Genomic DNA, 21,255 nt, shown 5'->3' on the forward strand with positions numbered 1-21,255 from the left:
TCGCTCGTAGCGGAGCGAAGAGCGAAGGACAGCCGGCGCTGACGCGCCGATGCACGCGTGGACGCGCGGTCCGAAAGGGCGAAATACCCTTGCAAGGCAGCGCGACACCCCTCATCTTGGGCTTGTCATGCTGCTAGCGCACCACGCTTTGGCCCGTAACAAGGCCGCCCACCGGGCTTCGCCCAGCGGGCAGCTGTTCGTCGCCTGCGTGGTGGTGCTGATGCTGGTGAGCATCTTCAGCGAGACCTGGGAGATCGCCTCGCTCGAGGCCGACGTGCTGGCCAGCGACATCGCGCTCGAGTTCCTGGGCTCGCTCGGCCTGCGGCACTGGAACCTGATCGAGCTGATCCTGGCCGGTGGCGTGCTGGCGCTGGCGCTCTCGACCCTGGCCACCATCGGCGTGCTGATCGTCAAGGCCATGACCCCGGCCGACCGCCGCCGCGCCGACAAGGTGCCCATCTAGCTCCTGCGAACCGTTCCGTCTGCTGCGCCGCCGCTGCAACGCGCGCGGCCCGTCTCGTTCGCAAGGGGCTATCCCATGGAAATGGATATTCTGTCCGGCACATTCCTGTCGGCTCTGCTCGTCATCGTCCTCATCGACCTGGTCCTCGCCGGCGACAACGCGCTGGTGATCGGGCTCGTCGCCCGCCACCTGCCCAAGGACAGGCAGCGCAAGGTGATCTTCTGGGGCACCTTCGCCGCCATCGCGGTGCGGGCCGCCATGGCCATCGGCGTCGTCTGGCTGCTGAAGATCCCGGGCTTCCTCGTCATCGGCGGCCTGGCGCTGGTGTGGATCGCACGCAAGCTGCTCGATCCGCAGGAAGGCGGTGGCGGCCACGACGTCGCGGCTGCCCAGACCATGGCCGGCGCCATCCGCACGGTGGTGATCGCCGACGCCGTGATGGGTATCGACAACGTGCTGGCGATCGGTGGCGCGGCGCATGGCAGCATGCTGCTGATCGTGCTTGGCCTGCTGATCAGCGTGCCGATCATCGTCTGGGGCAGCCAGCTGGTGATCAAGCTGGTCGAGCGCTGGCCGGCCGTCGTGCTGCTGGGCGGCGCCGTGCTGGCGTGGACCGCCTACGGCATGATCGCGCAGGAGAAGCTGCTGCAGCCTTGGTTCGCCGCGCACGGCACCGCCAAGCCGATCCTGGCGACGCTGATCTTCGCCGTGGCGCTGGCGCCCTGGTACGCCACCCATCTGCGGCCCAAGCACCGGCCGCTGACCGTGCTGCTGCCCGGCCTGCTGCTGTGGCTGCTGGCCTTCGAGGTGGCCGAGGAAGTCTGGCATTTCGAGGTCGACTACCTCGAGGCCAGCAGCCTGCGCGACTACGCCATCCAGGCGCTGCGCTGGTTCGGCTGGCTGCCGCTGGCCCTGGCCTACCTGGCATGGCGCGGACGCGGGACCGCGGCCACCGCGGCTGCGCAGCGCTGATCTCCTCACCTCTCCCGCAGGCGGGAGAGGTCGACGGGCGCGCAAGCGGCCGGCAGGTGAGGGCCTCAGCACGAGGCGCCTCGTCCTGGGCCCCTCACCTTCCCATCGCTGCGCGATGGGCCCCTTCCTCTCCCGCCAAGCGGGAGAGGAGCAAGGGTCTTCACCTCTCCCGCGGGCGGGAGAGGTCGACGGGCGCGCAAGCGGCCGGCGGGTGAGGGCCTCAGCACGGGGCGCCTCGTCCTGGGCCCCTCACCTTCCCATCGCTGCGCGATGGGCCCCTTCCTCTCCCGCCAAGCGGGAGAGGAGCAGGGTCTTTACCTCTCCCGCGGGCGGGAGAGGTCGACGGGCGCGCAAGCGGCCGGCGGGTGAGGGCTTCAGCACGAGGCGCCTCGTCCTGGGACCCTCACCTTCCCATCGCGTAGCGATGGGCCCCTTCCTCTCCCGCCAAGCGGGAGAGGAGCAGGGTCTTCACCTCTCCCGCAGGCGGGAGAGGTCGACGGGCGCGCAAGCGGCCGGCGGGTGAGGGCTTCAGCACGAGGCGCCTCGTCCTGGGACCCTCACCTTCCCATCGCTGCGCGATGGCCCCCTTCCCCTCCCGCCAAGCGGGAGAGGAGCAAGGGTCTTCACCTCTCCCGCGGGCGGGAGAGGTCGACGGGCGCGCAAGCGGCCGGCGGGTGAGGGCCTCAGCACGAGGCGCCTCGTCCTGGGCCCCTCACCTTCCCATCGCGTAGCGATGGGCCCCTTCCTCTCCCGCCAAGCGGGAGAGGAGATCATGCGTTCGTCTGGTCGGGCCGCGGCACTCCAGCGCCGCTCATGATCTTGAGCCAGCGCTGCGCGCCGGGGCGCCGCTGGAGCGGCGCGGCCCGACCCAAGATCATGCCTTCTTCTCCCAGCCGCCGCGCTCGCCCTGCTGCCAGTATTCGATGGCATGGCCGGCGGCCTTGTAGGCGGTCCAGCGTGCGCGCGCGTCGGCGACGGCCGCCTCGTCGCGGCCGTCGAAGATCTCCGACACGCGCTCGTAGTCGGCGACGCGCTCGCTCCGCGCACCGTCGGCGACGAACAGGTAGCTCGAGGCGTTGGGGTTCTCGTCCACATGCGTCAGCCAGATCGGATGGCGCGCGGCGTGGCCGTCGCGGGCGCTGCCATGCGGCAGGAAGCTGCCCGGATCGTAGGTCCACAGATGCGCGTTCAACGCCTCGACGCGCTCGGCCGAGCCCAGCAGCACCACGGCCCGCTTGCCGCGCTCCAGGGTCAGGTCGAGCATGCGCGGCAGCACGTCCTCGAGGCTGCCGCGCATGAGATGATAGAAGCGGACCTCGCTCACCGCTCGTAGTGATCGGCCACGAACTGGTCGATCAGCCGCACGCCGTAGGCGGTGGCACCCTTGGGCGTGGTGGCGTCGCCCTTGCTGCTCCAGGCCATGCCGGCGATGTCGATATGCGCCCACGGCCGGTTGCCCTGCACGAAGCGCTTGAGGAACTGGGCCGCGGCGATCGAGCTGCCCTCGCGGCCGGCGCTGTTCACCATGTCGGCGACATCCGACTTGATGCTCTGGTCGTAGCCGTCGCCCAGCGGCATGCGCCACAGCTTCTCGCCGACCTTGGCGCCGGCATCGCGCAGCTGCGTCGCCAGCCGCGTGTCGTTGCTGAACAGCCCGGCGCGCTCATGGCCCAGGGCCACGACAATGGCGCCGGTCAGGGTCGAGAACTCGACCATCAGGCGGGGATCGAACTTCTGCTGCGCGTACCACATCACGTCGCACAGCACGAGGCGGCCCTCGGCATCGGTGTTGGTGATCTCGATGGTCTGGCCCGACATCGAGGTCACGATGTCGCCGGGACGCTGCGCGTTGCCGTCAGGCATGTTCTCGACCAGCCCGACCAGGCCGACGGCGTTGACGCGCGCCTTGCGTGCCGCCAGCAGACGCATGATGCCGATGACGGCGCCGGAGCCGGCCATGTCCCACTTCATGTCGCCCATGCCGGCGGCCGGCTTGAGCGAGATGCCGCCAGTGTCGAAGCACACGCCCTTGCCGATGAACGACAGCGGCTTCTCGCCGCGGCGCCCGCCGTCCCAGCGCATCACCACCATCTGCGATTCGCGCCGGCTGCCCTGGCCGACACCCAGCAGCGCGTTCATGCCCTGGCGGCGCATCTGCGCCTCGCCCAGCACCTCGACCTTCAGGCCGAGCTTGGCCAGCTCTTTGGCGCGCTTGGCCAGGCTTTCGGGATGGATGACGTTGGGGGGCTCGCTCACCAGGTCGCGGGTCATGAACACCGCGTCGGCGACCGGCTCCAGCGCGGCGTAAAGCTTGCGCGCCGCCGCCGCGCCCGGCACGTGGAAGGTCACCGAGGCCACGGTCGGCTTTTGTTCCGGTTTCTCCTTGGTGCGGTACTTGTCGAAGCGGTAGGACCGCAGCTGCATGCCCAGCGCCACCCGCGCCGCCAGCTCGGCCGCCGGCAGCGGGCTGCCCGTGGGCGCATCGACCAGGACCGACAGCGCCTTCTGGCCGGCGCCGTTGGCATCCGCCAGCAGGACGCCGCCGATGCCTTCGGCGCTGCGGCGGGTGATCTCCTTGGCCGCGCCCAGGCCGGCGACGACGAGGCGGTCCGCGCTCAGGCCGTTGGGCGCCATCACCGCCAGGATCTGCCCCTTCTTGCCGGTGAAGCGGCTGGCGGCCATGGCCCGCTTGAGCGCGCCCTGCGTCGCCTTGTCCAGCGCCGCGCCGTACCCCAGCAAGGTCCGTTCCGGGGTTGCGAAGACCGCAACGCAGCCGGCCGGCGTCTTGGCGGGTTCGGCGAACACAATCCTCATGACATTCCTCGCCTCAGAAACCTCTCGAAACCGAGCCACCTTGGCATGCGCATTTGTTGAAGAAAAGTGGCCGGCGGCGGCGAGTATCGCGATTTGGCCATGATTTCCAGATATTTGCGCCAATGCGCGGGCGACCGCTATAATGAATAATCCTTTACCTGTCCCATCCTGAAACAAGACCGGAACCAGATCGTGCGTCGATTCTCCCTGCCCCGCATGCTCGCCGTTATCCTTGCCGTCGCCGGCGCCACGTCCGCCGTCGTGCCGCCGGCAGCGGCGCAGGGCAATTGCGTCGCCGCCATGGTCAACGACCTGCCAATCACCGCCTTCGAGCTCAGCCAGCGGGTGCGCTTCACGCTGATGGTGAGCCGTGTCGCCGACAATGCCGACAACCGCGACAAGATGGGGCGCCAGGTGCTGCGCCAGATGATCGACGAGCGCCTGCAGCTGGGTGACGCCAGGCGCAACGGCGTCACCGTGAGCGACGAGGAGATAAACGAGCGCATCCAGCGGCTGGAGCAGGACAACAACATGCCGGCCGGCGGCGTGAAGGCATCACTGAGCCAGGCCGGCATTCCGCTCACCGTGCTGACCGACACGTTCCGCGCCCAGATCGCCTGGAGCAAGCTGGTGCTGCGCAAGCTGCGCGCCGGCATCGTCGTCAGCGAGGCCGAGGTCGAGGAGGCCATGCGCCAGCTGCGCGCCAATGTCGGCAAGTCCGAAAGCCGCGTGGCCGAGATCTTCCTGCCGGTCGACCGGGCCGACCAGTCCGACGAGGTGCTGCGCACGGCCAAGCGTATCGTCGAGCAGCTGCGCGGCGGCGCCTCGTTCCCGGGGCTGGTGCAGCAGTTCTCCAGCGGCGCCTCGGCCGCGGCCGGCGGCGACCTCGGCTGGGTGCTGCCGGGCACCCTCGACCCGTCGCTCGATGCCGCCATCGCCCGCATGTCGGTGAACCAGGTCTCGGAGCCGATCCGCACCCAGGCCGGCTGGCACGTGCTGAAGCTGCTGGGACAACGCGGCTTCGGGCGCCCGGGCAACACCAACGAGGCCCGGCTCAACATGATCCAGCTGCTGCTGCCGCTGCCGCCCAATTCCTCGCCGGACGAGGTCGAGCGCCAGAAAGGCATCGCGCAGGGCATCATCAGCCAGTCCAAGTCGTGCGCCGACCTGCGGCGCGCCTGTGCTCGCGCCAAGGGCTGCACGACCGGCGACTCCGACGGCGTCGCCGCCAGCTCCCTGCCGCAGGCGATCGGCGAGGCCGCCCGCAATGCCCCGATCGGCCAGGGCCTGGGCCCGTTCTACGCCGGCAACGTCATGCAGGTGGTGGCGGTGTGCTCGCGCGACGGCGACGGCAGCCTGCCGGCCCGCGAGAGTGTCGAGCGCGGCCTGCAGATGAGCAAGCTGGAGGCGGCATCGCGGCGCTACATGCGCGACATCCGCCGCACGGCCATCATCAACATCCGCAGCAACTGCCGCATATGAGCACCGCGGCGACCCTTGCGCCGGTCGCCGTCACCATGGGCGAGCCGGCCGGCATCGGCGGCGAGCTGACGCTCAAGGCCTGGCTGGCGCGGCGCGGCGCCCGTGACGCGTTCTTCGCCATCGATGATCCCGACCGGCTGCGGCGCCTGGCGCGCCGCCTGGCGCTGGACGTGCCGGTGGCCGAGATCGACGCGCCCGCCGCGGCCGCCGCAGCCTTCGGCAATGCCCTGCCGGTGCTGCCGCAGAAGCTGGCGACGCCGGAACGCCCCGGCCAGCTCGATGTGCGCAACGCCCCGGCCGTCATCGCCAGCATCGAGCGCGCCGCGCGCTTCGCCGGCGACGGCAGCGCCGGCGCCATCGTCACCAACCCGATCCAGAAGAAGACGCTGCAGGAAGCCGGCTTCCCACATCCGGGCCACACCGAGTTCCTGGCGGCGCTGGGCGGCACGGCCGGCCGGCCGGCCGAGGTGGTGATGATGCTCGCCTGCCCCGGGCTGCGCGTCGTGCCGGTGACGATCCATGTCGCGCTGCGCCGGGCGCTGGACCTGCTGAGCACGGACCTGATCGTGCGCGCCGGCCGCATCGCGGCCGATGCGCTGCGGCGCGATGTCGGCCTCGCGTCGCCGCGGCTGGCCGTCGCCGGCCTCAACCCGCATGCCGGCGAAGGCGGCACCATGGGCGAGGAGGACGCGCGCATCGTGGCGCCGGCGGTGGCGGCGCTGCGCGCCGCCGGCATCGACGCCACCGGGCCGCTGCCACCGGACACGATGTTCCATGAAGCGGCGCGGGCCCGCTACGACCTGGCGCTGTGCATGTACCACGACCAGGCCTTGATTCCGCTGAAGACCATCGATTTCGCCGGCGGCGTCAACGTCACGCTCGGCCTGCCCTTCATCCGCACGTCGCCCGACCACGGCACGGCGCTGGACATCGCCGGCACCGGCACCGCCGACCCGGCGAGCTTCCTGGCGGCGCTGGACATGGCAGCCGACATGGCCCGCCGGCGTGCCAGTTCATCCCTCCCCCATGCACAGCATGGGGGAGGTGGCCGAAGGCCGGAGGGGGAGCCGACGTGGTCTTCGTAACCAAGACCACGTCGGCTCCCCTCCGCCCCTTCGGGGCACCTCCCCAGCAAAGCTGGGGAGGAATGTTTCATGCCGTCCGCTGACCCCCTCCCGCCGCTGCGCGAGGTGATCGCGCGTCATGGACTGGCGGCGCGCAAGTCGCTGGGCCAGCATTTCCTGCTCGATCTCAATCTCACCGACCGCATCGCGCGCGCCGCCGGCGACCTGTCGGACGGCACCACCATCGAGGTCGGGCCTGGTCCCGGCGGCCTCACGCGATCGCTGATCCGCCAGGGCGCCGCGCGCCTGGTGTGCATCGAGCGCGATGCGCGCGCCGTGGCCGCGATCGGCGAGCTGGCGGCCGCCTTCCCCGGCCGCATCGAGGTGATCGCGGCCGACGCGCTCACCATCGACATGGCGGCGCTCGGCCCGGCGCCACGCCGCATCGTCGCCAACCTGCCCTACAACATCTCGACCGCGCTGCTGACGCGCTGGCTGCATGCCGCGCCGGCGCTCGAATCGATGACCCTGATGTTCCAGAAGGAGGTCGTCGACCGCCTGATCGCGCCGCCGCGCACCAAGGACTACGGCCGGCTGTCGGTGCTGACCCAGGTCGTGTGCGCCGTCACGCGGCTGTTCGACATCGCGCCGAGCGCGTTCGTGCCACCGCCGCGGGTCGTGTCGACCGTGGCGCGCCTGGTGCCGCATGCGCCGGCAGCCGCCCCTGCTGTGGACCTTCACGCGCTGGAAGCCGTGACGGCGGCCGCCTTCGGCCAGCGCCGCAAGATGCTGCGCACCAGCCTGCGCGCCGCCTTCCTCGCCCCCGAAGCCGCGCTCACAGCCTGCGGCATCCCGCCAACGGCCCGGGCGGAAGACCTCGAGCCGTCGCAATTCGTTGCGCTGGCGAGCCACAAGAGGCTGCAATCAAACGTTCTTCCTGAAAAATGACGATACCGTCATTTTCATCTTGAGTTATGAGTAATCACTCATTAACTGAAGGCATGTAGGCTCGACGCGGCAAGCGGTCCCCCGCACAGTGCGTCCGGGCATCTCCAGCCGAAGGACCGCCATGGCCCGCCTCCGCTCACTGGCCTTCAACCTGTTCTACTGGACCAGCACGGCGCTGGTGGTTCTGGGGGCGCTGCTGGTCGTGCCGATCCCCTCGCCGCGGCCGCTGCGCTGGCTGCTGCACAACTGGGCGCGGCTCACGGTGTGGGCGATGCGGGCGATCGGCGGCATGAGCGTCGAGGTGCGCGGCCGCGAGCATATGCCCGTGGAGGGGCCGGCGCTGATCGCCAGCAAGCACCAGAGCGAGTGCGACGGCACGGTCATGGCGTCGCTGATCCCGGGCATCGCCTTCGTGGCCATGAAGGAGCTGTTCTCCTGGCCCCTGATCGGCACCATCCTCTACCGCCTCGACATGATCCGTGTCGACACCTGCGGCGGCGAGCGCGAGCGGCGCAATCTCGCGGCCTTCGCGCGCCGCGCCGTCGAGGCCAGGCGCGTGCTCACGATCTACCCCGAGGGGCATCTCATGCCGATCGGCGAGAAGGAGCGCTATCGCACCGGCATCTACTACATGTCACGCGATCTTGCGCTGCCGGTGACGCCGGTCGCCACCTGCGTCGGCAGGCTGTGGGAACGATGGCAGTTCTGGAAGACGCCGGGCAAGGCCGCCGTCGAGTTCCTGCCGCCGATCCCGCCGTCGGACGACAAGGACGCCTTCATGCGCACGCTGGAGGATCGCATCGAGGAGGCCACCGCACGCTTGGTGGCCGAGTTCAGCGGCCAGCCCTGCAGCCTCGCCCGCTACGCGCCGCGCTCCGAGCCCAACACCGACCGCACCGCCGCCCTGGCGCCCAGCGCCGCCGACCCGGCGGGGTGATCAGTCCCTCCCCCACGTAGTCCGTCATCCCGAGCGCCCCTTCGACAGGCTCAGGAGATCCCTGTCGAAGGGGCGCTCGGGATGACGGACTACGTGGGGAGGATCACGAATAGATCCATGGCCGAAGCGCGCGGTCGCGGGCCTGGAAGGCGGCGATCTCGGGCTCGCGCTGCAGCGTGACGCCGATCTCGTCGAGGCCCTCGAGCAGCGCCTCGCGGCGTCCGGGGTCGACCTCGAAGCCGATGGCGCGATTGGCGAGCCGCAGCTGCTGGCGCTCGAGATCGACGGTCAGCGGCTGGGCCTGCGGATCCTGGCGCACGGTGTCGGCCAGCGACTCGATCGTGGCGGCGTCCAGCACGATCGGCAGCACGCCGTTCTGGAAGCAGTTGTTGAAGAAGATATCGCCGAAGCTGGGCGCGATCACGCAGCGTATGCCGACGCACATCAGCGCCCAGACCGCGCCCTCGCGCGAGCTGCCGCAGCCGAAATTGCGGCCCGCCAGCAGGATGCGCGCGCCCTTGCTCGCCGGGTCGTTGAGGAAGAAGGCCGGATCGTCGCTGCCGTCCTCGCGGTAGCGCAGCGCCTCGAAGCAGTACGGCGCCAGCTCCTTGCGGCCCAGCGTGATCAGCCGCTCGATGCGCACGATGATGTCGGTGTCGATGTTCTGGCGCAGCAGGACGGCCGCCGGCGCCGTGAGCGTGGTGAACTTTTCCATGTCAGGCCCCCAGCTTGCGCACGTCGGCGATGGCGCCGGTGACGGCGGCCGCGACCGCCATCGCCGGGCTGGCGAGATGGGTGCGCGCCAGCGGCCCCTGGCGGCCCACGAAATTGCGGTTGGAGGTCGAGACCGACCGCGCCTTGGGCGGCACCTGCTCGCCGTTGGCGGCGACGCACATCGAGCAGCCGGGCTGGCGCCATTCGAAGCCGGCATCGCGGAACACCGTGTGCAGCCCTTCCCGCTCGGCCTCGCGGCGCACGATCTCCGATCCTGGCACCACCCAGGCGTTCACGCCGGCCGCGACCTTGCGCCCCCTGGCGACGGCGGCGGCGGCGCGCAGGTCCGACAGGCGCGAGTTGGTGCACGAGCCGATGAACACCCAGTCGACCTTGGTGCCCTCGATCGCCTCGCCCGGCTGCAGGCCCATGTAGTCCAGCGCCGCCGCCATCGCCTTGCGGCGGTCGGGATCGGCGGCCTTGTCGGGGTCGGGGATCCGGTCGCCGATCGCGATCACGTCCTGCGGGCTGGTGCCCCAGGTGATCTGCGGCGCCACCGCGGCGACATCGATCTCGTGCTCGACGTCGAAGGTCGCGTCGGCATCGCCGGGCAGGGTGCGCCAGAAGGCGACGGCGCGGTCCCACTGCGCATCGCGCGGCGCGAACGGCCGGCCCTGCAGATAGGCGTAGGTCGTGTCGTCGGGCGCGATCAGCCCCATCTTGGCGCCCAGCTCGATCGACAGGTTGCAGATGGTGAGGCGGCCCTCCAGCGGCAGCGCCCGGATCGCCGAGCCGGCATATTCCACCGCGAAGCCGGTGCCGGCGGCGGCGCCGATGCAGCCGATCAGGAACAGGATCAGGTCCTTGGGCGTGACGCCGGGCTGCGGCGCGCCCTCGAAGCGCACGCGCATGCGCCTGGGCTTGCGCTGCACCAGGGTCTGCGTCGCCAGCACGTGCGTGAGCTCCGAGGAGCCGATGCCGAACGCCAGCGCCCCCAGGCCGCCATGCGTGCAGGTGTGGGAGTCGCCGCACACGATCGTCGCGCCCGGCAGGCTGATGCCCATCTCCGGCCCCACGACATGCACGATGCCCTGGCCTTCCTGGCCGAGGTCGAACAGCCGGATGCCGGTGCGCGCCGCCTGCTGGCGCAGCTCGCGCAGGAACTTGCCGCCGATGGGATTGGTGTCCTCGGTGCGGTCGGGCGCGCTCGACACGGCATGATCGGGCGTGGCGAACACCAGCTCGGGGTTGCGCACGCGGTAGCCCTTGGCCTCGATATCGGCCAGCCCGCGCGGCCCGCCGAGGTCATGCATGATGTGCCGATCGATATGCAGCAGCGCCGTGCCGTTGCCCAGGTCGGCCACGACATGCTGCGCCCAGATCTTGTCGAACAGCGTTTGCCCGCCCATCGCTTCCTCGTTCAATGTCGTCGCGCCGGGAGCGCGCCACTCCAGTGGCGCCCCGGCGCGCAGCGCCGGATCGTGGGTTGGCCCTTCGGGCCAATGCGCCACTGGAGTGGCGCGCTCCCGGCAGTCCCTACTCCGCCGCCTTCGCGGCCGGCAGCTGCCACTGCTTCTCGAACGACCAGATGTCGGGGAAGCCCATCAGCTCGTGCAGGTTCTGGCCCGACACCCTGGTCTCGTACAGCGGCACCTCGATGCCGATGCTGGAGCCGGCCTCCTTGAGGTGCAGGAAGGTCCGCCGCGCCGCCTCGGCCACCGCGCCCAGCGCCAGGCCGGGATAGATCGCGATCGAGAAGCCCATGGCCTTCAGCTTGTCGGCCGGCACGACCGGCGTGCGGCCGAACTGCACCATGTTGGCCAGCAGCGGCTTGTCGATCGCCTTGCCGATGCGCGCCAGCTCGTCCTCGCTTTCCGGCGACTCCACGAAGATCACGTCGGCGCCGGCGGCGGCATAGGCCTCGGCGCGACGCAGCGCCTCGTCCAGGCCCAGCGTGGTGCGCGCATCGGTGCGGGCGATGATCAGCGTGTCGTCGCTGTCGCGGCTGTCGATCGCGACCTTGATCTTCAGCACCATCTCCTCGGCCGCGATCACGCGCCGGCCGGGCGTGTGGCCGCATTTCTTGGGCATCTCCTGATCCTCGATCTGGATGCCCTGGGCGCCGGCGCGCTCGTAGCCGCGCACGGTGTGGCGCACGTTCACCAGGCCGCCATAGCCGGTGTCGGCATCGGCGATCAGCGGCGTGCTGGTGCCCTCGCAGATCGTGCGCACGCGGCCGACCATGTCGGTGTAGGTCGCGAGCCCGGCATCGGGCAGGCCCAGATGCGAGGCCGTGACGCCGTAGCCGGTCATGTACAGGGCGGGAAAGCCCATCGCGTCGGCGATCCGCGCCGTGATCATGTCGAAGATGCCCGGCGCCAGCACGAACTGGCCTGACGACAGAGTGCTGCGCAGCGAGGCGAGTTTGGGTTTCGCCATGACAATTATCCTCGTCGACCAGCAATTGTTGTACAGGTCATCATAAGATGATAACAATATGACTTGTCAATGACGGAGATTGGGAGGAATGGGCATGTCGAAGCTCGGCCGGTTCTTGCGCGCGGCCATCCTTGCCGGCGCAGCCACGGTGCTGGCCTCGGCGCCGACGCGCGCCAGCTCGGAGATCGTGGTCACCCACTGGTCGGCGCTGCTGTACGGCGTGCCCTACGCGGTGGCCCAGGCGAAGGGCTACTTCAAGGAAGAGGGTGTCGACATAACGGGCATCCTGTCGTCCAAGGGCGGCGGCACCAGCGTGCGCAACCTGATGGCGGGCGAGACGCTCTACGCCGAGGTGGCGCTGCCGGCGGCCCTGGCGGCGATCAAGGAAGGCTTCCCGATCAGGATCGTCAACGCCGGCACCGACGGCTCGAGCGGCATCTACATCACGCGCGAGGGCGAGAAGATCGACAAGCCCGAGGACCTCAAGGGCAAGCGCTTCGCCTACAGCCGGCCCAAGTCGGTCTCGGAGAGCGGCGTGCTGGCGGCGCTGACCTCGCATGGGCTGAAGGCGTCGGACGCCAAGCTGATCGCGGCCGGCGACATCGGCGCCGGCATCACGGCGCTGGAGCACAACAAGGTCGACATCGCCATCATCCCCGAGCCGATCTTCTCGACCAAGATGAAGGACGGCGCCAAGTACAAGCCCCTGCCCTGGCTGGGCAGGGACGTGCCGCGCTACACGCAGACCGTGGGCGTCGCCACCATCGAGACCATCGAGAAGCGCGGCAAGGAGCTTGCGGCCCTGATCAAGGCGCGCCGCCGCGGCGTCGAGTTCCTCTACGCCAACCCGCAGGAGACGGCGCAGATACTGGCCAAGGCCTACAACATGCCGCTCGATATCGCGACCAAGGCCATGACCAACATCAGGGCCCAGACCCCGAACTGGTGGAACCCGGGGCGCCTCGACTACGAGGGCATGAGCAACATGGCCGAAGCCCTGGCTTCGGTCGGCGCGCTCGAGCTGCCGATCGACTGGAAGAAGGCCGTCGATGACCGCTTCGTGCCTCCCGACCTCAAGGCGATGCGGTAGCGGAGCCGATGGCGATGAGCAGCGATGGCGCCAGCGTGCATGCCGCGCTGGTCGGCGTGACGCGGGTCTACCCGGCGCGCGCCGGCCAGCCGCCGGTGCACGCGCTCGGACCGCTCGACCTGGAGCTGCAGCGCGGCGAGTTCTTCAGCGTCGTGGGCCCGTCCGGCTGCGGCAAGTCCACGCTGGTGGACGTGCTGGGCGGCCTCGCGCCGCCGTCGCAGGGCGAGGCCCTCTTCGAAGGCAAGGTCCTGGGCAGCACGGTGCCCGACGGCGTCGGCGTGGTGTTCCAGGAGGACGCCTCCTTCCCCTGGCTCACCGTATGGGAGAACGTCGCGTTCGGCCTGCGCCGGCGCGGCACCGACGCCGCCGAGATCCGCCGCCGCGTCGACTATGCGCTGGGCTTCATGGGCCTGCAGGGCTTCGCCAAGGCCTACCCGGCCCAGCTGTCCGGCGGCATGCGCCAGCGCGTGTGCATCGCGCGCACGCTGGTGATGCAGCCGCGGCTGATCCTGCTCGACGAGCCGTTCGGCGCGCTCGACCAGCAGACGCGGCTGCTGATGGGCGACGAGCTGCTGCGGCTGTGGCGCGAGACCGGCGCCACCGTGGTGCTGATCACGCATGCGCTGGACGAGGCCAACCTGCTGTCGGACCGCATCGGCGTCCTGAGCGCGCGGCCCGGCTGCTTCATCGCCATCGTCGAGACCGGCTGGAGCCGCGACCGCGACTCGACCCTGGCCGAGGATCCGCGCTTCGGCGCCGTGACCGCGCGGCTATGGGCCTATCTGCGCCCCGAATCGCTGCGCGCCCTCGGCCAGCAGGCGCCGGCGGTGCCAGACACCTTGCGGAGCGCCGCGGAATGAGGCGCATGGCCTTATCGCATAGGGCGCCCTACCCGTCGTCCCGACCAAGGCCCGAAGGGCCGCGTGGAGGGACCTTACCTCCACAACAACAGCCTATGTCATGGAGAGAAGGTCCCTCGACTGCGCCGCACTGCGTGCGGCTCCGCTCGGGACGACGGAGAACGTCGCAGGAAGGCGCGCCATGAGCGCCGCCGGCTGGATCCGCCTGCTGGTGGTGGCGCTGATGGTGGGCGGCCTCGAGATCGCCTGCCGCGCCGGCGCCCTGCCGGCCACGGCCATCATCGCGCCCAGCGAGATGGTGCGGGCGATGATCGAGGTGCTGGCCTCGGGCGAGATCGCGACCGACATCCAGCTGACCTTCACCGCCGTGGCCATCGCCGCGGCGCTGGCGATCAGCGGCGGCTTCGTGCTGGGCTTCCTGATCCATCTCTCGCCGCGTGTCCGGGCGGCGCTCGACCCGCTGCTGGCCGCCTACTACGCCATCCCGCATGTGGCCTTCTATCCGCTGCTGATCGTGGTCTTCGGCCTGGGCATCGGACCGCTGATCGTGCTCGCCACCGCCTTCGGCATCGTGGCCATGATCATCGCCACGCTCACCGGGCTGGACCGCGTGCCGCGCGTGCTGACGCGCACCGCGCGCGTGCATCGCCTCTCGCCGCTGCAGGAGATGACGCTGGTGCGCCTGCCGGCGGCGATGCCGCACCTGCTGTCGGGCCTGAAGCTGGCCCTGTCCTACGCCTTCATCGGCGTCATCGCCGGCGAGTTCATCCTGTCGACCGCCGGCGTCGGCCACGCCATCGCCTACGCCTACGACAATTTCGACAACCGCCGCATGTACGGGCTGATCGTGTTCGTGATCGGCTTCATGGTGGTGGTCAACATGCTGGTGCTGGTCTGGGAGCGGCGCATGGCGCAGCGGCGCGGCGCGCGATGAGGAGCCAGCGATGAGCCTTGCAGCAAGATGGCGCGACAGCGCCCTGGTCGTGGCCGCGATCCTGGCCCTCTGGCAGGCGATCAACCTGGTAGGCGGCGACAACCTGATGACGTCGCCGCTGGCGACCGTGCAGCATGCCGCCGACATGGTGGGCCAGGCCCGCTTCTGGCCGCATCTGCGCGAGACCGTCACCGCCTATCTCGCGGCGCTGGCCATCGCGGTCTTCGGCGGCATCGGCTTCGGCGTGCTGCTGGGCGCGCATCGCCTGACCGGCGAGGTGGCCGAACCGATCTTCGTGGCGCTGTACTCGATCCCCAAGGTGACGCTCTATCCCGTGATCCTGCTGGCGTTCGGCCTCGGCATCCAGGCCAAGATCGCGTTCGGCGCGCTGCACGGCATCATCCCCATCGTCATCTTCTCGCTGAACGCGGTGCGCCAGGTGAACCGCACCTGGCTGCGCACGGCGCGCACGATGTCGCTGACCCCGATGCAGACCGTGCGCCATGTCATCATCCCCGCCACGGTCCCGGAAATCTTCTCCGGCCTGCGCGTCGGCGCGGCGCTGACCTTGCTCGGGACCATGCTGGGCGAGCTTTTCGCCTCCCAGCGCGGGCTCGGCTTCCTGCTCATGACGGCGATCGACCTGCACGACGTGAAGACGATCATGGCGATCGCGCTGCTGATCACGCTGTTCTCGGTCGCGATGAACGCGGCCATGCTGGCGCTGGACCGCCGCCTGCATGCCCGCTTCTGATGCGCCCGCAGCTCCCCTGTCCCTGGCGCGTGCCCAGGGCTCGCCGCTGCACCACCAGGTCTACCTGATCCTGCGCGACGCGCTGCGGTCGGGGCGCTACCGTCCCGGCGAGCTGATGCCGACCGAGGACGCGCTGTCGGCGCAGTTCGGCGTGTCGCGCATCACCATCCGCCATGCGCTCGACACGCTGGAGCGGGCGAACCTGATCGAGCGGCGCCAGGGCAAGGGGACTTACATCCGCCGCGAGGCGCCCTCCTCGCCCATCCACGTGCCGATCTACAGCATCGTCGAGCAGATCGCCCGCGTCGGCGCCACGACCGACGTGCGCGTGATCGAGTTCGGCTACGAGTTGCCGCCGCCTGATGTGCGCGAGGCCTTCGGCCTGGACGAGACCCGGACGCTGCAGCGGGCCGTGCGCGTGCGCCTGCAGAACGGCGAGCCCTTCGTGCATCTCACCACCTTCGTCGCCGACCGGGTGAGCGCCACCTTCGGCCGCGACGATATGGAGCGGGCGTCCCTGTTCGAGCTGATCCAGCGCGCCGGCGTGCAGCTGCATTCCGGCCACCAGACGGTCAGCGCCACCTTGGCCACGCCGCTGGTCAGCCAGCGCCTGAACGTCAAGATCGGTGCGCCGCTGCTGCGCACCATCCGCGTGCTGAACGACAAGGACGGCAATGCCGTCGAGCACCTGGAGGTGCTGGCCTCGCCGGAAGTGTTTCAATTGCGTTTCGCGCTGGAGCCCTCCGACCTGGCGGCGGTCCAGGCGCGCCGGCCGGGCCATCCTGAGTGAGCAGTCGTTGCGGTTGCACTACCTGCCGGAGCCAGAGTGCGTCTTGGTCATAGGTGCGTTGAAGGATACGGCGAAGGGCTTTACAGACTCGCCAATGCGTTCCTACATTCACACTGTGATCTATCAACTGGTACGCGTCGTCGGGTGATGCTTTCCCTGCCCTGGCGGCGATACGGGGACTGGGAATGCTGCTGGCGAAAATCTTGCGAGGCTTGCTGCGAACCGGAACGTTGACGATCGTCGACGCAACAGGCCAGCAGCATCGCATCGGGGGCATCGCGCCAGGTCCGGATGTGACGATCCGCCTGCATGACCACAAGACACCGTGGCGCCTGGCGCTGAGCCCACGGCTGGCGATCGGCGAAGCCTACATGGACGGCAGGCTGACGGTCGAAGACGGCCGGCTCACCGATTTCCTCGATCTGCTCGGCAGCAACATGGCGGCGATGGAGCGCTCATGGTGGCTGACGTGGTCGTTCCGCGTGCAGCTTGTGACGCGCTGGCTGCAGCAGCGCAATCCGATCGGCCGCGCCCAGCGCAACGTGGCGCACCACTACGACCTCAACGGCGCGCTCTACGACCTTTTCCTCGACCGCGACCGCCAATATTCCTGTGCCTACTTCACCAGCCCCGACGCCTCGCTGGAGGTGGCGCAGGCCGCCAAGAAGCGGCACATCCTCGCCAAGCTGCAGGTCGCGCCGGACCACAAGGTGCTCGACATCGGCTCGGGCTGGGGTGGGCTGGGCCTCTACATCGCGCGCGAGAGCGGTGCCGATGTCACGGGCGTGACGCTATCGAGCGAGCAGCACACCGTGTCGACGCGCCGCGCCGAGACCGAGGCGCCGGGCGCGCGCGTGCGCTTCAAGCTGCAGGACTATCGGCTGGAGACCGAGCGCTACGACCGCATCGTGTCGGTCGGCATGTTCGAGCACGTCGGCGCAGCGCACTACGATGAATATTTCACCAAGGTGCGCGAGCTGCTGGCCGATGACGGCGTCATGGTGCTGCACGCCATCGGCCGCATGGAGCCGCCGGGCGGCACCAACCCGTGGATCCGCAAGTACATCTTCCCGGGCGGCTACACGCCGGCCCTGTCGGAGGTGCTGGCGTCGATCGAGCGCGTCGGGCTGTGGGTGACCGACATCGAGATCCTGCGCCTGCACTATGCCCAGACGCTGCGGCACTGGCTCGACCGCTTCCGCCGCAACCGCGACGAGGTCAAGCGGCTGGCGGGGCTGGACGAACGCTTCTGCCGCATGTGGGAGTTCTATCTGGCGGCTTGCGAGATGAGCTTCCGGCACATGAACCAGATGGTCTTCCAGATCCAGATCGCCAAGTGCCTGAACGCCGTGCCGCTGACCCGCGACTACATGTACGAAGGCGAGCGCGCCCGCGCCCTGCCCCTGCCCCTGCCGTTGGCGGCGGAGTAGCCTTTTCTTCTTCGGACCGCGCGCGTCCACGCGCGCCTCATGAGGTCGGTGCTTCGCACCGATGCGCGCGTGAACGCGCGCGGTCCAAAAGGCCCTATCCCTGACGCCGGGCCAGGATGAACATGCGGCGGAAAGGAAAGAGCGTGCTGCCGTCGGCCTCGGGCGGATAGGCGGCGCGCACGCGGGCGCGGTAGTCGGCCTCGAAGGCGCTGCGCTCGGGCTCCTCGAGCCGGTCGAGGAACTGCTTCAGCCAGGAGCCCTTGACGAACTCGGCCACCGGGTTCTCGCCCTTCAGCACCTGCAGGTATTCAGTCTCCCAGATCTCGAGCGCGGCCGCGTGGCCCTGCAGCAGCCGCCAGTAGTCCTGCGGCGGCGCCACCGGCCGGCGGCGCAGCAACGGCTCCAATCGCGCCCGCCACGGGCCCTGCTCGATCGTCTCGGTGACGCAGATATGCGATGGCGCCGCGAAGTTGCGCGGCATCTGGACCGCGAACCAGCCGCCCGGCGCCACCGCCGACATCAGCGCCGGGAACAGCGCCTCATGGCCGTCCAGCCAGTGCAGCGCGGCATTGCTGTACAGCACGTCGACCGGCTGCGGCGGCCGCCAGGTCGCGAAGTCGGCCTGCACGAAGCTCGCCTGCGGATGATCGGCGCGCGCCTTGGCCAGCATCTGCGGCGAGGAATCGACGCCGACCAGCGCCGCCTGCGGCCAGCGCTGCAGCAGCAGCGGCGCCAGGTTGCCGGCGCCGCAGCCCAGGTCGACCACGGTGCGCGGCGCGGCCGCCGGAATGCGCGCCAGCAGGTCGAGCGCCGGCCGCAACCGCTCGCCGGCGAACTTCAGGTATTGGGTCGGATCCCAGGTGCCCATGATCGGTCCCTCTGCGTCGCCGGCGAGCCTGCCCCGGGGGCGCGCCGCCGACAAGCGTGCCATCCCGCCGCGCTGCCATCCGGGATCAGGACTATCGCGCTGCCGATGTCGATCGTATGCTATTGATATGCATTCGCAACAAATTCCATGCTGAGAAACCTCTGGTTCCAGCTGCACTGGCTGCTGGGCATCGCCGCCAGCGTGGTGCTCGCCATCGTCGGGGTCACCGGCGCGCTGCTGTCGTTCGAGGACGACATCCTGCGCGCGCTCAACCCCGGCATCATCACCGTGCCGGTTCCGGCCGCCGCCGCGCCGCTCGAGCCGGCGTCGCTGGCCGCCCGCATCCAGGCGTCCGCACCCGGTCGTCGCATCACGGCGCTCACCGTGTCGAGGGCGCCGGCCGACGCCGCGCGCGTCACCTTCGCTCCCAATGCCGGCGCCCCCGGCCGCGGCGAGACGCGCTATGTCGATCCCTACGCCGGCGCGATCCTCGATCCGCCGCGCGGGCTGGAGAGCTTCCGCTTCATCATGCGCCTGCACCGCTGGCTGGCGCTGGACGATCCCGGCAGGCACATCGTCGGGGCCGCCACGATGGCGCTGGTGGTGCTGGCGCTGAGCGGTCTGTACCTGCGCTGGCCGCGGCGGCCGCTCGACTGGCGCGCCTGGCTGCGGGTCGACTTCAAGCGCCGTGGCCGCAACCTGCTCTGGGACCTGCATGCCGTGGCCGGCACGGTGGCGGTCGTGCCGTATCTCGTCATGGGCCTGACCGGCCTCTACTGGTCGTATGACTGGTACCGCGGCGCGCTCTTCGATCTCGCGGGCATGCCGCGGCCCGGCGGCGATCGCCCGGGCGGGCCGCTCAATGCCGCGCGGCGCGGCGACGAGCGGCCGGCGCCGCTGGGCGCCGACGCCATCTGGAAGGTGTTCCGCCGCGAGGTCCCCGCCTATGGCGTTGCCACGCTGCGGTGGCCGGCCCGGCCTGGGCAGCCCTACCAGGTGGGTTATCGCCTGCCCGACGCGCCGCACGACCGCGCCAACAACACGCTAGTGCTCGACCCGGCCACCGGCGCCGTGCGCGAGCATCGCCTCTATGCCGTGCTGCCATTGGGGCAGAAGCTGCTCACCAGCATCTTCGCGCTGCACAGCGGCGGCTTCTTCGGCCTCGCCGGCGTGGTGCTCTTCATGCTGGCCAGCCTGGCGATGCCGCTGTTCGCCGTCACCGGCTGGATGCTCTATCTCGACCGCCGCGCCCGCAAACGCGCCGTGCGCGCCGCCACCCGGCCGCTGCCCGCCGAGCCGGCCGCGCCATCGCCGATCCTGATCGGCTTTGCCGGCCAAAGCGGCACGGCCGAGCGCCTGGCATGGCAAAGCGCCGCGACCCTGAGCGGCGCCGGCCTGGCCGTCGCCGTCACGCCGCTATGGCGCCTCGACCCATCGCGCCTGGGCGCCACGACACGCGCCCTGTTCATCGTCAGCACATTCGGCGACGGCCAGCCGCCGGACCGCATGCGCGGCTTCGCGCGCGGCATCATGCGGCAATCCCTGCCGATGTCCGGGATGAGCTTCGGCCTGCTGGCGCTGGGCGACAGGAGCTACCAGCGCTTCTGCGGCTTCGGCCGCGACTTCGAGAGCTGGCTGCGCCGCCAGGGCGCGCGGCCGCTGTTCGACCGGGTCGACGTCGACAACAGCGACGCCGGTGCGCTGCGCCACTGGCAGGGCCATCTCGGCCGGCTCGCCGACAGGGCCGACCTCCCGGACTGGGAGGCGCCGCGGTACCAGGACTGGCGGCTGGCCGAACGGCGCCTCGGCAACGACGGCAGCGTCGGCTGGCCCTGCTTCCATATCGAGCTGGCGCCGCCGGATCCGGGCCGGGTCGACTGGCAGGCCGGCGACATCGCCGAAATAGGGCCCGCGCATGGCGCCGCACGGGTCGCGTCATTCCTTGCCGAAGCCGGCATGGACGGCACCGTGACGGTCACCTGGGACGGCCTGACATGCACGCTGGCCGACGCCGTCGCGCGCTCCATCCTGCCGCCGGCCGCACGGCGGCAGGCCGGCACGGCGCAGGCCCTGGCGGATTGCCTGCAGCCCCTGCCCCATCGCGAGTACTCGATCGCCTCGCTGCCGCAGGACGGACGCATCCACCTGCTGGTGCGCCAGATGCACGATGCCCAGGGCCGATCGGGCATCGGCTCCGGCTGGCTGACCCGGGAGGCGCCGGTCGGGGCCGGCATCGCGGTGCGCGTGCGCCGCAACGCCGGCTTCCACGCCCCCGGCGACGACCGGCCGCTGCTGCTGATCGGCAACGGCACCGGCATCGCCGGCCTGCGCGCCCACCTCAAGGACCGGGTGCTGAAGGGCCGGCCGCGCAACTGGCTGATCTTCGGCGAGCGCAACCGGGCGCATGATTTCCACTACGCCGATGATATCGCGGCCTGGCGCGCCGCCAGCATGATCGAGCGCCTCGACCTCGCATTCTCGCGCGACCAGAAGGCGCGCATCCACGTGCAGGACCGGCTGCGCGACGCGGCCGCGGCGCTGCGCGCCTGGGTCGAGGACGGCGCCGCGATCTATGTCTGCGGCAGCCTCGAGGGCATGGCGCCGGCGGTCGATGCGACGCTGGCCGACCTGCTCGGCGCCGCGGTCCTGGAACGCATGGCCGCCGAAGGCCTGTATCGGCGCGACGTGTATTAGGC

19 protein-coding genes are annotated in these 21,255 nt (G+C 70.3%); 13 read left to right on the forward strand and 6 right to left on the reverse strand.

Going from position 1 to position 21,255, the window contains the following annotated elements:
• Positions 1-127: 127 nt before the first annotated feature.
• Positions 128-463: a hypothetical protein gene (locus tag FHP25_RS00815; RefSeq protein WP_147844977.1), complete on the forward strand. Its 336-nt coding sequence runs from the start codon at positions 128-130 to the stop codon at positions 461-463.
• Between the two features lie 75 nt (positions 464-538).
• Positions 539-1,435, forward strand: a complete 897-nt coding sequence (locus FHP25_RS00820) for a TerC family protein (protein WP_218578111.1) — start codon at positions 539-541, stop codon at positions 1,433-1,435.
• A gap of 874 nt (positions 1,436-2,309) precedes the next feature.
• On the opposite strand, the gene FHP25_RS00825 is transcribed toward FHP25_RS00820, so the two are convergent.
• Positions 2,310-2,759 carry a DNA polymerase III subunit chi gene (locus tag FHP25_RS00825; RefSeq protein WP_147844978.1) on the reverse strand — a complete coding sequence of 150 codons (450 nt, stop codon included), beginning with the start codon at positions 2,757-2,759 and terminating at the stop codon, positions 2,310-2,312.
• Positions 2,756-4,249 (reverse strand): leucyl aminopeptidase, encoded by a 1,494-nt coding sequence (locus FHP25_RS00830; RefSeq protein WP_147844979.1) that lies wholly within the window; start codon positions 4,247-4,249, stop codon positions 2,756-2,758. Before FHP25_RS00830 ends, FHP25_RS00825 begins: the two co-directional genes overlap by 4 nt.
• 216 nt (positions 4,250-4,465) lie before the next feature.
• Here FHP25_RS00830 and FHP25_RS00835 point away from each other — a divergent pair, with 216 nt between their 5' ends.
• From FHP25_RS00835 to FHP25_RS00850, 4 genes are all read left to right on the forward strand, one after another.
• On the forward strand, positions 4,466-5,731 hold the full coding sequence (locus FHP25_RS00835; RefSeq protein ID WP_147844980.1) for a peptidylprolyl isomerase: 1,266 nt from the start codon (positions 4,466-4,468) through the stop codon (positions 5,729-5,731).
• The gene (pdxA, locus tag FHP25_RS00840; RefSeq protein WP_147844981.1) at positions 5,728-6,816 is read left to right on the forward strand and encodes a 4-hydroxythreonine-4-phosphate dehydrogenase PdxA; all 1,089 of its coding nucleotides are present in this window, start codon (positions 5,728-5,730) and stop codon (positions 6,814-6,816) included. The genes FHP25_RS00835 and pdxA overlap by 4 nt, the downstream gene beginning before the upstream one ends.
• 69 nt (positions 6,817-6,885) lie before the next feature.
• Positions 6,886-7,743 (forward strand): 16S rRNA (adenine(1518)-N(6)/adenine(1519)-N(6))-dimethyltransferase RsmA, encoded by an 858-nt coding sequence (gene rsmA / locus FHP25_RS00845; RefSeq protein ID WP_147844982.1) that lies wholly within the window; start codon positions 6,886-6,888, stop codon positions 7,741-7,743.
• Positions 7,744-7,864: 121 nt separating this feature from the next.
• Positions 7,865-8,680: a lysophospholipid acyltransferase family protein gene (locus FHP25_RS00850; RefSeq protein ID WP_147844983.1), complete on the forward strand. Its 816-nt coding sequence runs from the start codon at positions 7,865-7,867 to the stop codon at positions 8,678-8,680.
• 103 nt (positions 8,681-8,783) lie between these two features.
• On the opposite strand, the gene leuD is transcribed toward FHP25_RS00850, so the two are convergent.
• The 3 genes from leuD to FHP25_RS00865 form a co-directional block, all read right to left on the reverse strand.
• Positions 8,784-9,395 (reverse strand): 3-isopropylmalate dehydratase small subunit, encoded by a 612-nt coding sequence (gene leuD, locus FHP25_RS00855; RefSeq protein WP_147844984.1) that lies wholly within the window; start codon positions 9,393-9,395, stop codon positions 8,784-8,786.
• A 1-nt stretch (position 9,396) separates the two neighbouring features.
• A complete protein-coding gene (gene leuC / locus FHP25_RS00860) occupies positions 9,397-10,803 on the reverse strand; it encodes a 3-isopropylmalate dehydratase large subunit (protein WP_147844985.1) in 1,407 nt (468 codons plus the stop codon).
• A gap of 127 nt (positions 10,804-10,930) precedes the next feature.
• Complete coding sequence (locus FHP25_RS00865; protein ID WP_147844986.1) at positions 10,931-11,833, reverse strand: isocitrate lyase/PEP mutase family protein; 903 nt, start codon at positions 11,831-11,833, stop codon at positions 10,931-10,933.
• 94 nt (positions 11,834-11,927) lie between these two features.
• Here FHP25_RS00865 and FHP25_RS00870 point away from each other — a divergent pair, with 94 nt between their 5' ends.
• From FHP25_RS00870 to FHP25_RS00895, 6 genes are all read left to right on the forward strand, one after another.
• Complete coding sequence (locus FHP25_RS00870) at positions 11,928-12,923, forward strand: ABC transporter substrate-binding protein (RefSeq protein ID WP_178133190.1); 996 nt, start codon at positions 11,928-11,930, stop codon at positions 12,921-12,923.
• A 14-nt stretch (positions 12,924-12,937) separates the two neighbouring features.
• On the forward strand, positions 12,938-13,783 hold the full coding sequence (locus FHP25_RS00875; RefSeq protein ID WP_231712165.1) for an ABC transporter ATP-binding protein: 846 nt from the start codon (positions 12,938-12,940) through the stop codon (positions 13,781-13,783).
• Positions 13,784-13,964: 181 nt separating this feature from the next.
• Positions 13,965-14,717, forward strand: coding sequence for an ABC transporter permease (locus FHP25_RS00880; protein ID WP_147844989.1), 753 nt, complete (start codon positions 13,965-13,967; stop codon positions 14,715-14,717).
• Positions 14,718-14,727: 10 nt separating this feature from the next.
• Positions 14,728-15,471, forward strand: coding sequence for an ABC transporter permease (locus FHP25_RS00885; RefSeq protein WP_147844990.1), 744 nt, complete (start codon positions 14,728-14,730; stop codon positions 15,469-15,471).
• Positions 15,458-16,261 carry a GntR family transcriptional regulator gene (locus tag FHP25_RS00890; protein WP_147844991.1) on the forward strand — a complete coding sequence of 268 codons (804 nt, stop codon included), beginning with the start codon at positions 15,458-15,460 and terminating at the stop codon, positions 16,259-16,261. Before FHP25_RS00885 ends, FHP25_RS00890 begins: the two co-directional genes overlap by 14 nt.
• Before the next feature lie 230 nt (positions 16,262-16,491).
• Positions 16,492-17,691, forward strand: a complete 1,200-nt coding sequence (locus tag FHP25_RS00895; protein WP_331461646.1) for a cyclopropane-fatty-acyl-phospholipid synthase family protein — start codon at positions 16,492-16,494, stop codon at positions 17,689-17,691.
• 94 nt (positions 17,692-17,785) lie between these two features.
• Here the strand turns inward: FHP25_RS00895 and FHP25_RS00900 are convergent, their stop codons facing one another.
• Positions 17,786-18,559 carry a methyltransferase domain-containing protein gene (locus FHP25_RS00900; protein WP_147844993.1) on the reverse strand — a complete coding sequence of 258 codons (774 nt, stop codon included), beginning with the start codon at positions 18,557-18,559 and terminating at the stop codon, positions 17,786-17,788.
• A 147-nt stretch (positions 18,560-18,706) separates the two neighbouring features.
• Between FHP25_RS00900 and FHP25_RS00905 the strand changes: the two genes are divergently transcribed.
• Positions 18,707-21,253, forward strand: a complete 2,547-nt coding sequence (locus FHP25_RS00905) for a PepSY domain-containing protein (protein ID WP_147844994.1) — start codon at positions 18,707-18,709, stop codon at positions 21,251-21,253.
• Positions 21,254-21,255: the final 2 nt, after the last annotated feature.

Origin of the sequence: Vineibacter terrae, from assembly GCF_008039615.1 — a bacterium.
Classification (GTDB): domain Bacteria; phylum Pseudomonadota; class Alphaproteobacteria; order Reyranellales; family Reyranellaceae; genus Vineibacter; species Vineibacter terrae.

Coding starts and splice junctions, on each gene's coding strand:
- FHP25_RS00865 (WP_147844986.1), bottom strand. CDS start 11,833: ATGGCGAAACCCAAACTCGCCTCGCTGCGCAGCACTCTGTCGTCAGGC.
- FHP25_RS00905 (WP_147844994.1), top strand. CDS start 18,707: ATGCTGAGAAACCTCTGGTTCCAGCTGCACTGGCTGCTGGGCATCGCC.
- FHP25_RS00900 (WP_147844993.1), bottom strand. CDS start 18,559: ATGGGCACCTGGGATCCGACCCAATACCTGAAGTTCGCCGGCGAGCGG.
- FHP25_RS00870 (WP_178133190.1), top strand. CDS start 11,928: ATGTCGAAGCTCGGCCGGTTCTTGCGCGCGGCCATCCTTGCCGGCGCA.
- pdxA (WP_147844981.1), top strand. CDS start 5,728: ATGAGCACCGCGGCGACCCTTGCGCCGGTCGCCGTCACCATGGGCGAG.
- FHP25_RS00885 (WP_147844990.1), top strand. CDS start 14,728: ATGAGCCTTGCAGCAAGATGGCGCGACAGCGCCCTGGTCGTGGCCGCG.
- FHP25_RS00835 (WP_147844980.1), top strand. CDS start 4,466: ATGCTCGCCGTTATCCTTGCCGTCGCCGGCGCCACGTCCGCCGTCGTG.
- FHP25_RS00890 (WP_147844991.1), top strand. CDS start 15,458: ATGCCCGCTTCTGATGCGCCCGCAGCTCCCCTGTCCCTGGCGCGTGCC.
- FHP25_RS00830 (WP_147844979.1), bottom strand. CDS start 4,249: ATGAGGATTGTGTTCGCCGAACCCGCCAAGACGCCGGCCGGCTGCGTT.
- leuD (WP_147844984.1), bottom strand. CDS start 9,395: ATGGAAAAGTTCACCACGCTCACGGCGCCGGCGGCCGTCCTGCTGCGC.
- FHP25_RS00850 (WP_147844983.1), top strand. CDS start 7,865: ATGGCCCGCCTCCGCTCACTGGCCTTCAACCTGTTCTACTGGACCAGC.
- rsmA (WP_147844982.1), top strand. CDS start 6,886: ATGCCGTCCGCTGACCCCCTCCCGCCGCTGCGCGAGGTGATCGCGCGT.
- FHP25_RS00880 (WP_147844989.1), top strand. CDS start 13,965: ATGAGCGCCGCCGGCTGGATCCGCCTGCTGGTGGTGGCGCTGATGGTG.
- FHP25_RS00875 (WP_231712165.1), top strand. CDS start 12,938: ATGAGCAGCGATGGCGCCAGCGTGCATGCCGCGCTGGTCGGCGTGACG.
- FHP25_RS00820 (WP_218578111.1), top strand. CDS start 539: ATGGAAATGGATATTCTGTCCGGCACATTCCTGTCGGCTCTGCTCGTC.
- leuC (WP_147844985.1), bottom strand. CDS start 10,803: ATGGGCGGGCAAACGCTGTTCGACAAGATCTGGGCGCAGCATGTCGTG.
- FHP25_RS00815 (WP_147844977.1), top strand. CDS start 128: ATGCTGCTAGCGCACCACGCTTTGGCCCGTAACAAGGCCGCCCACCGG.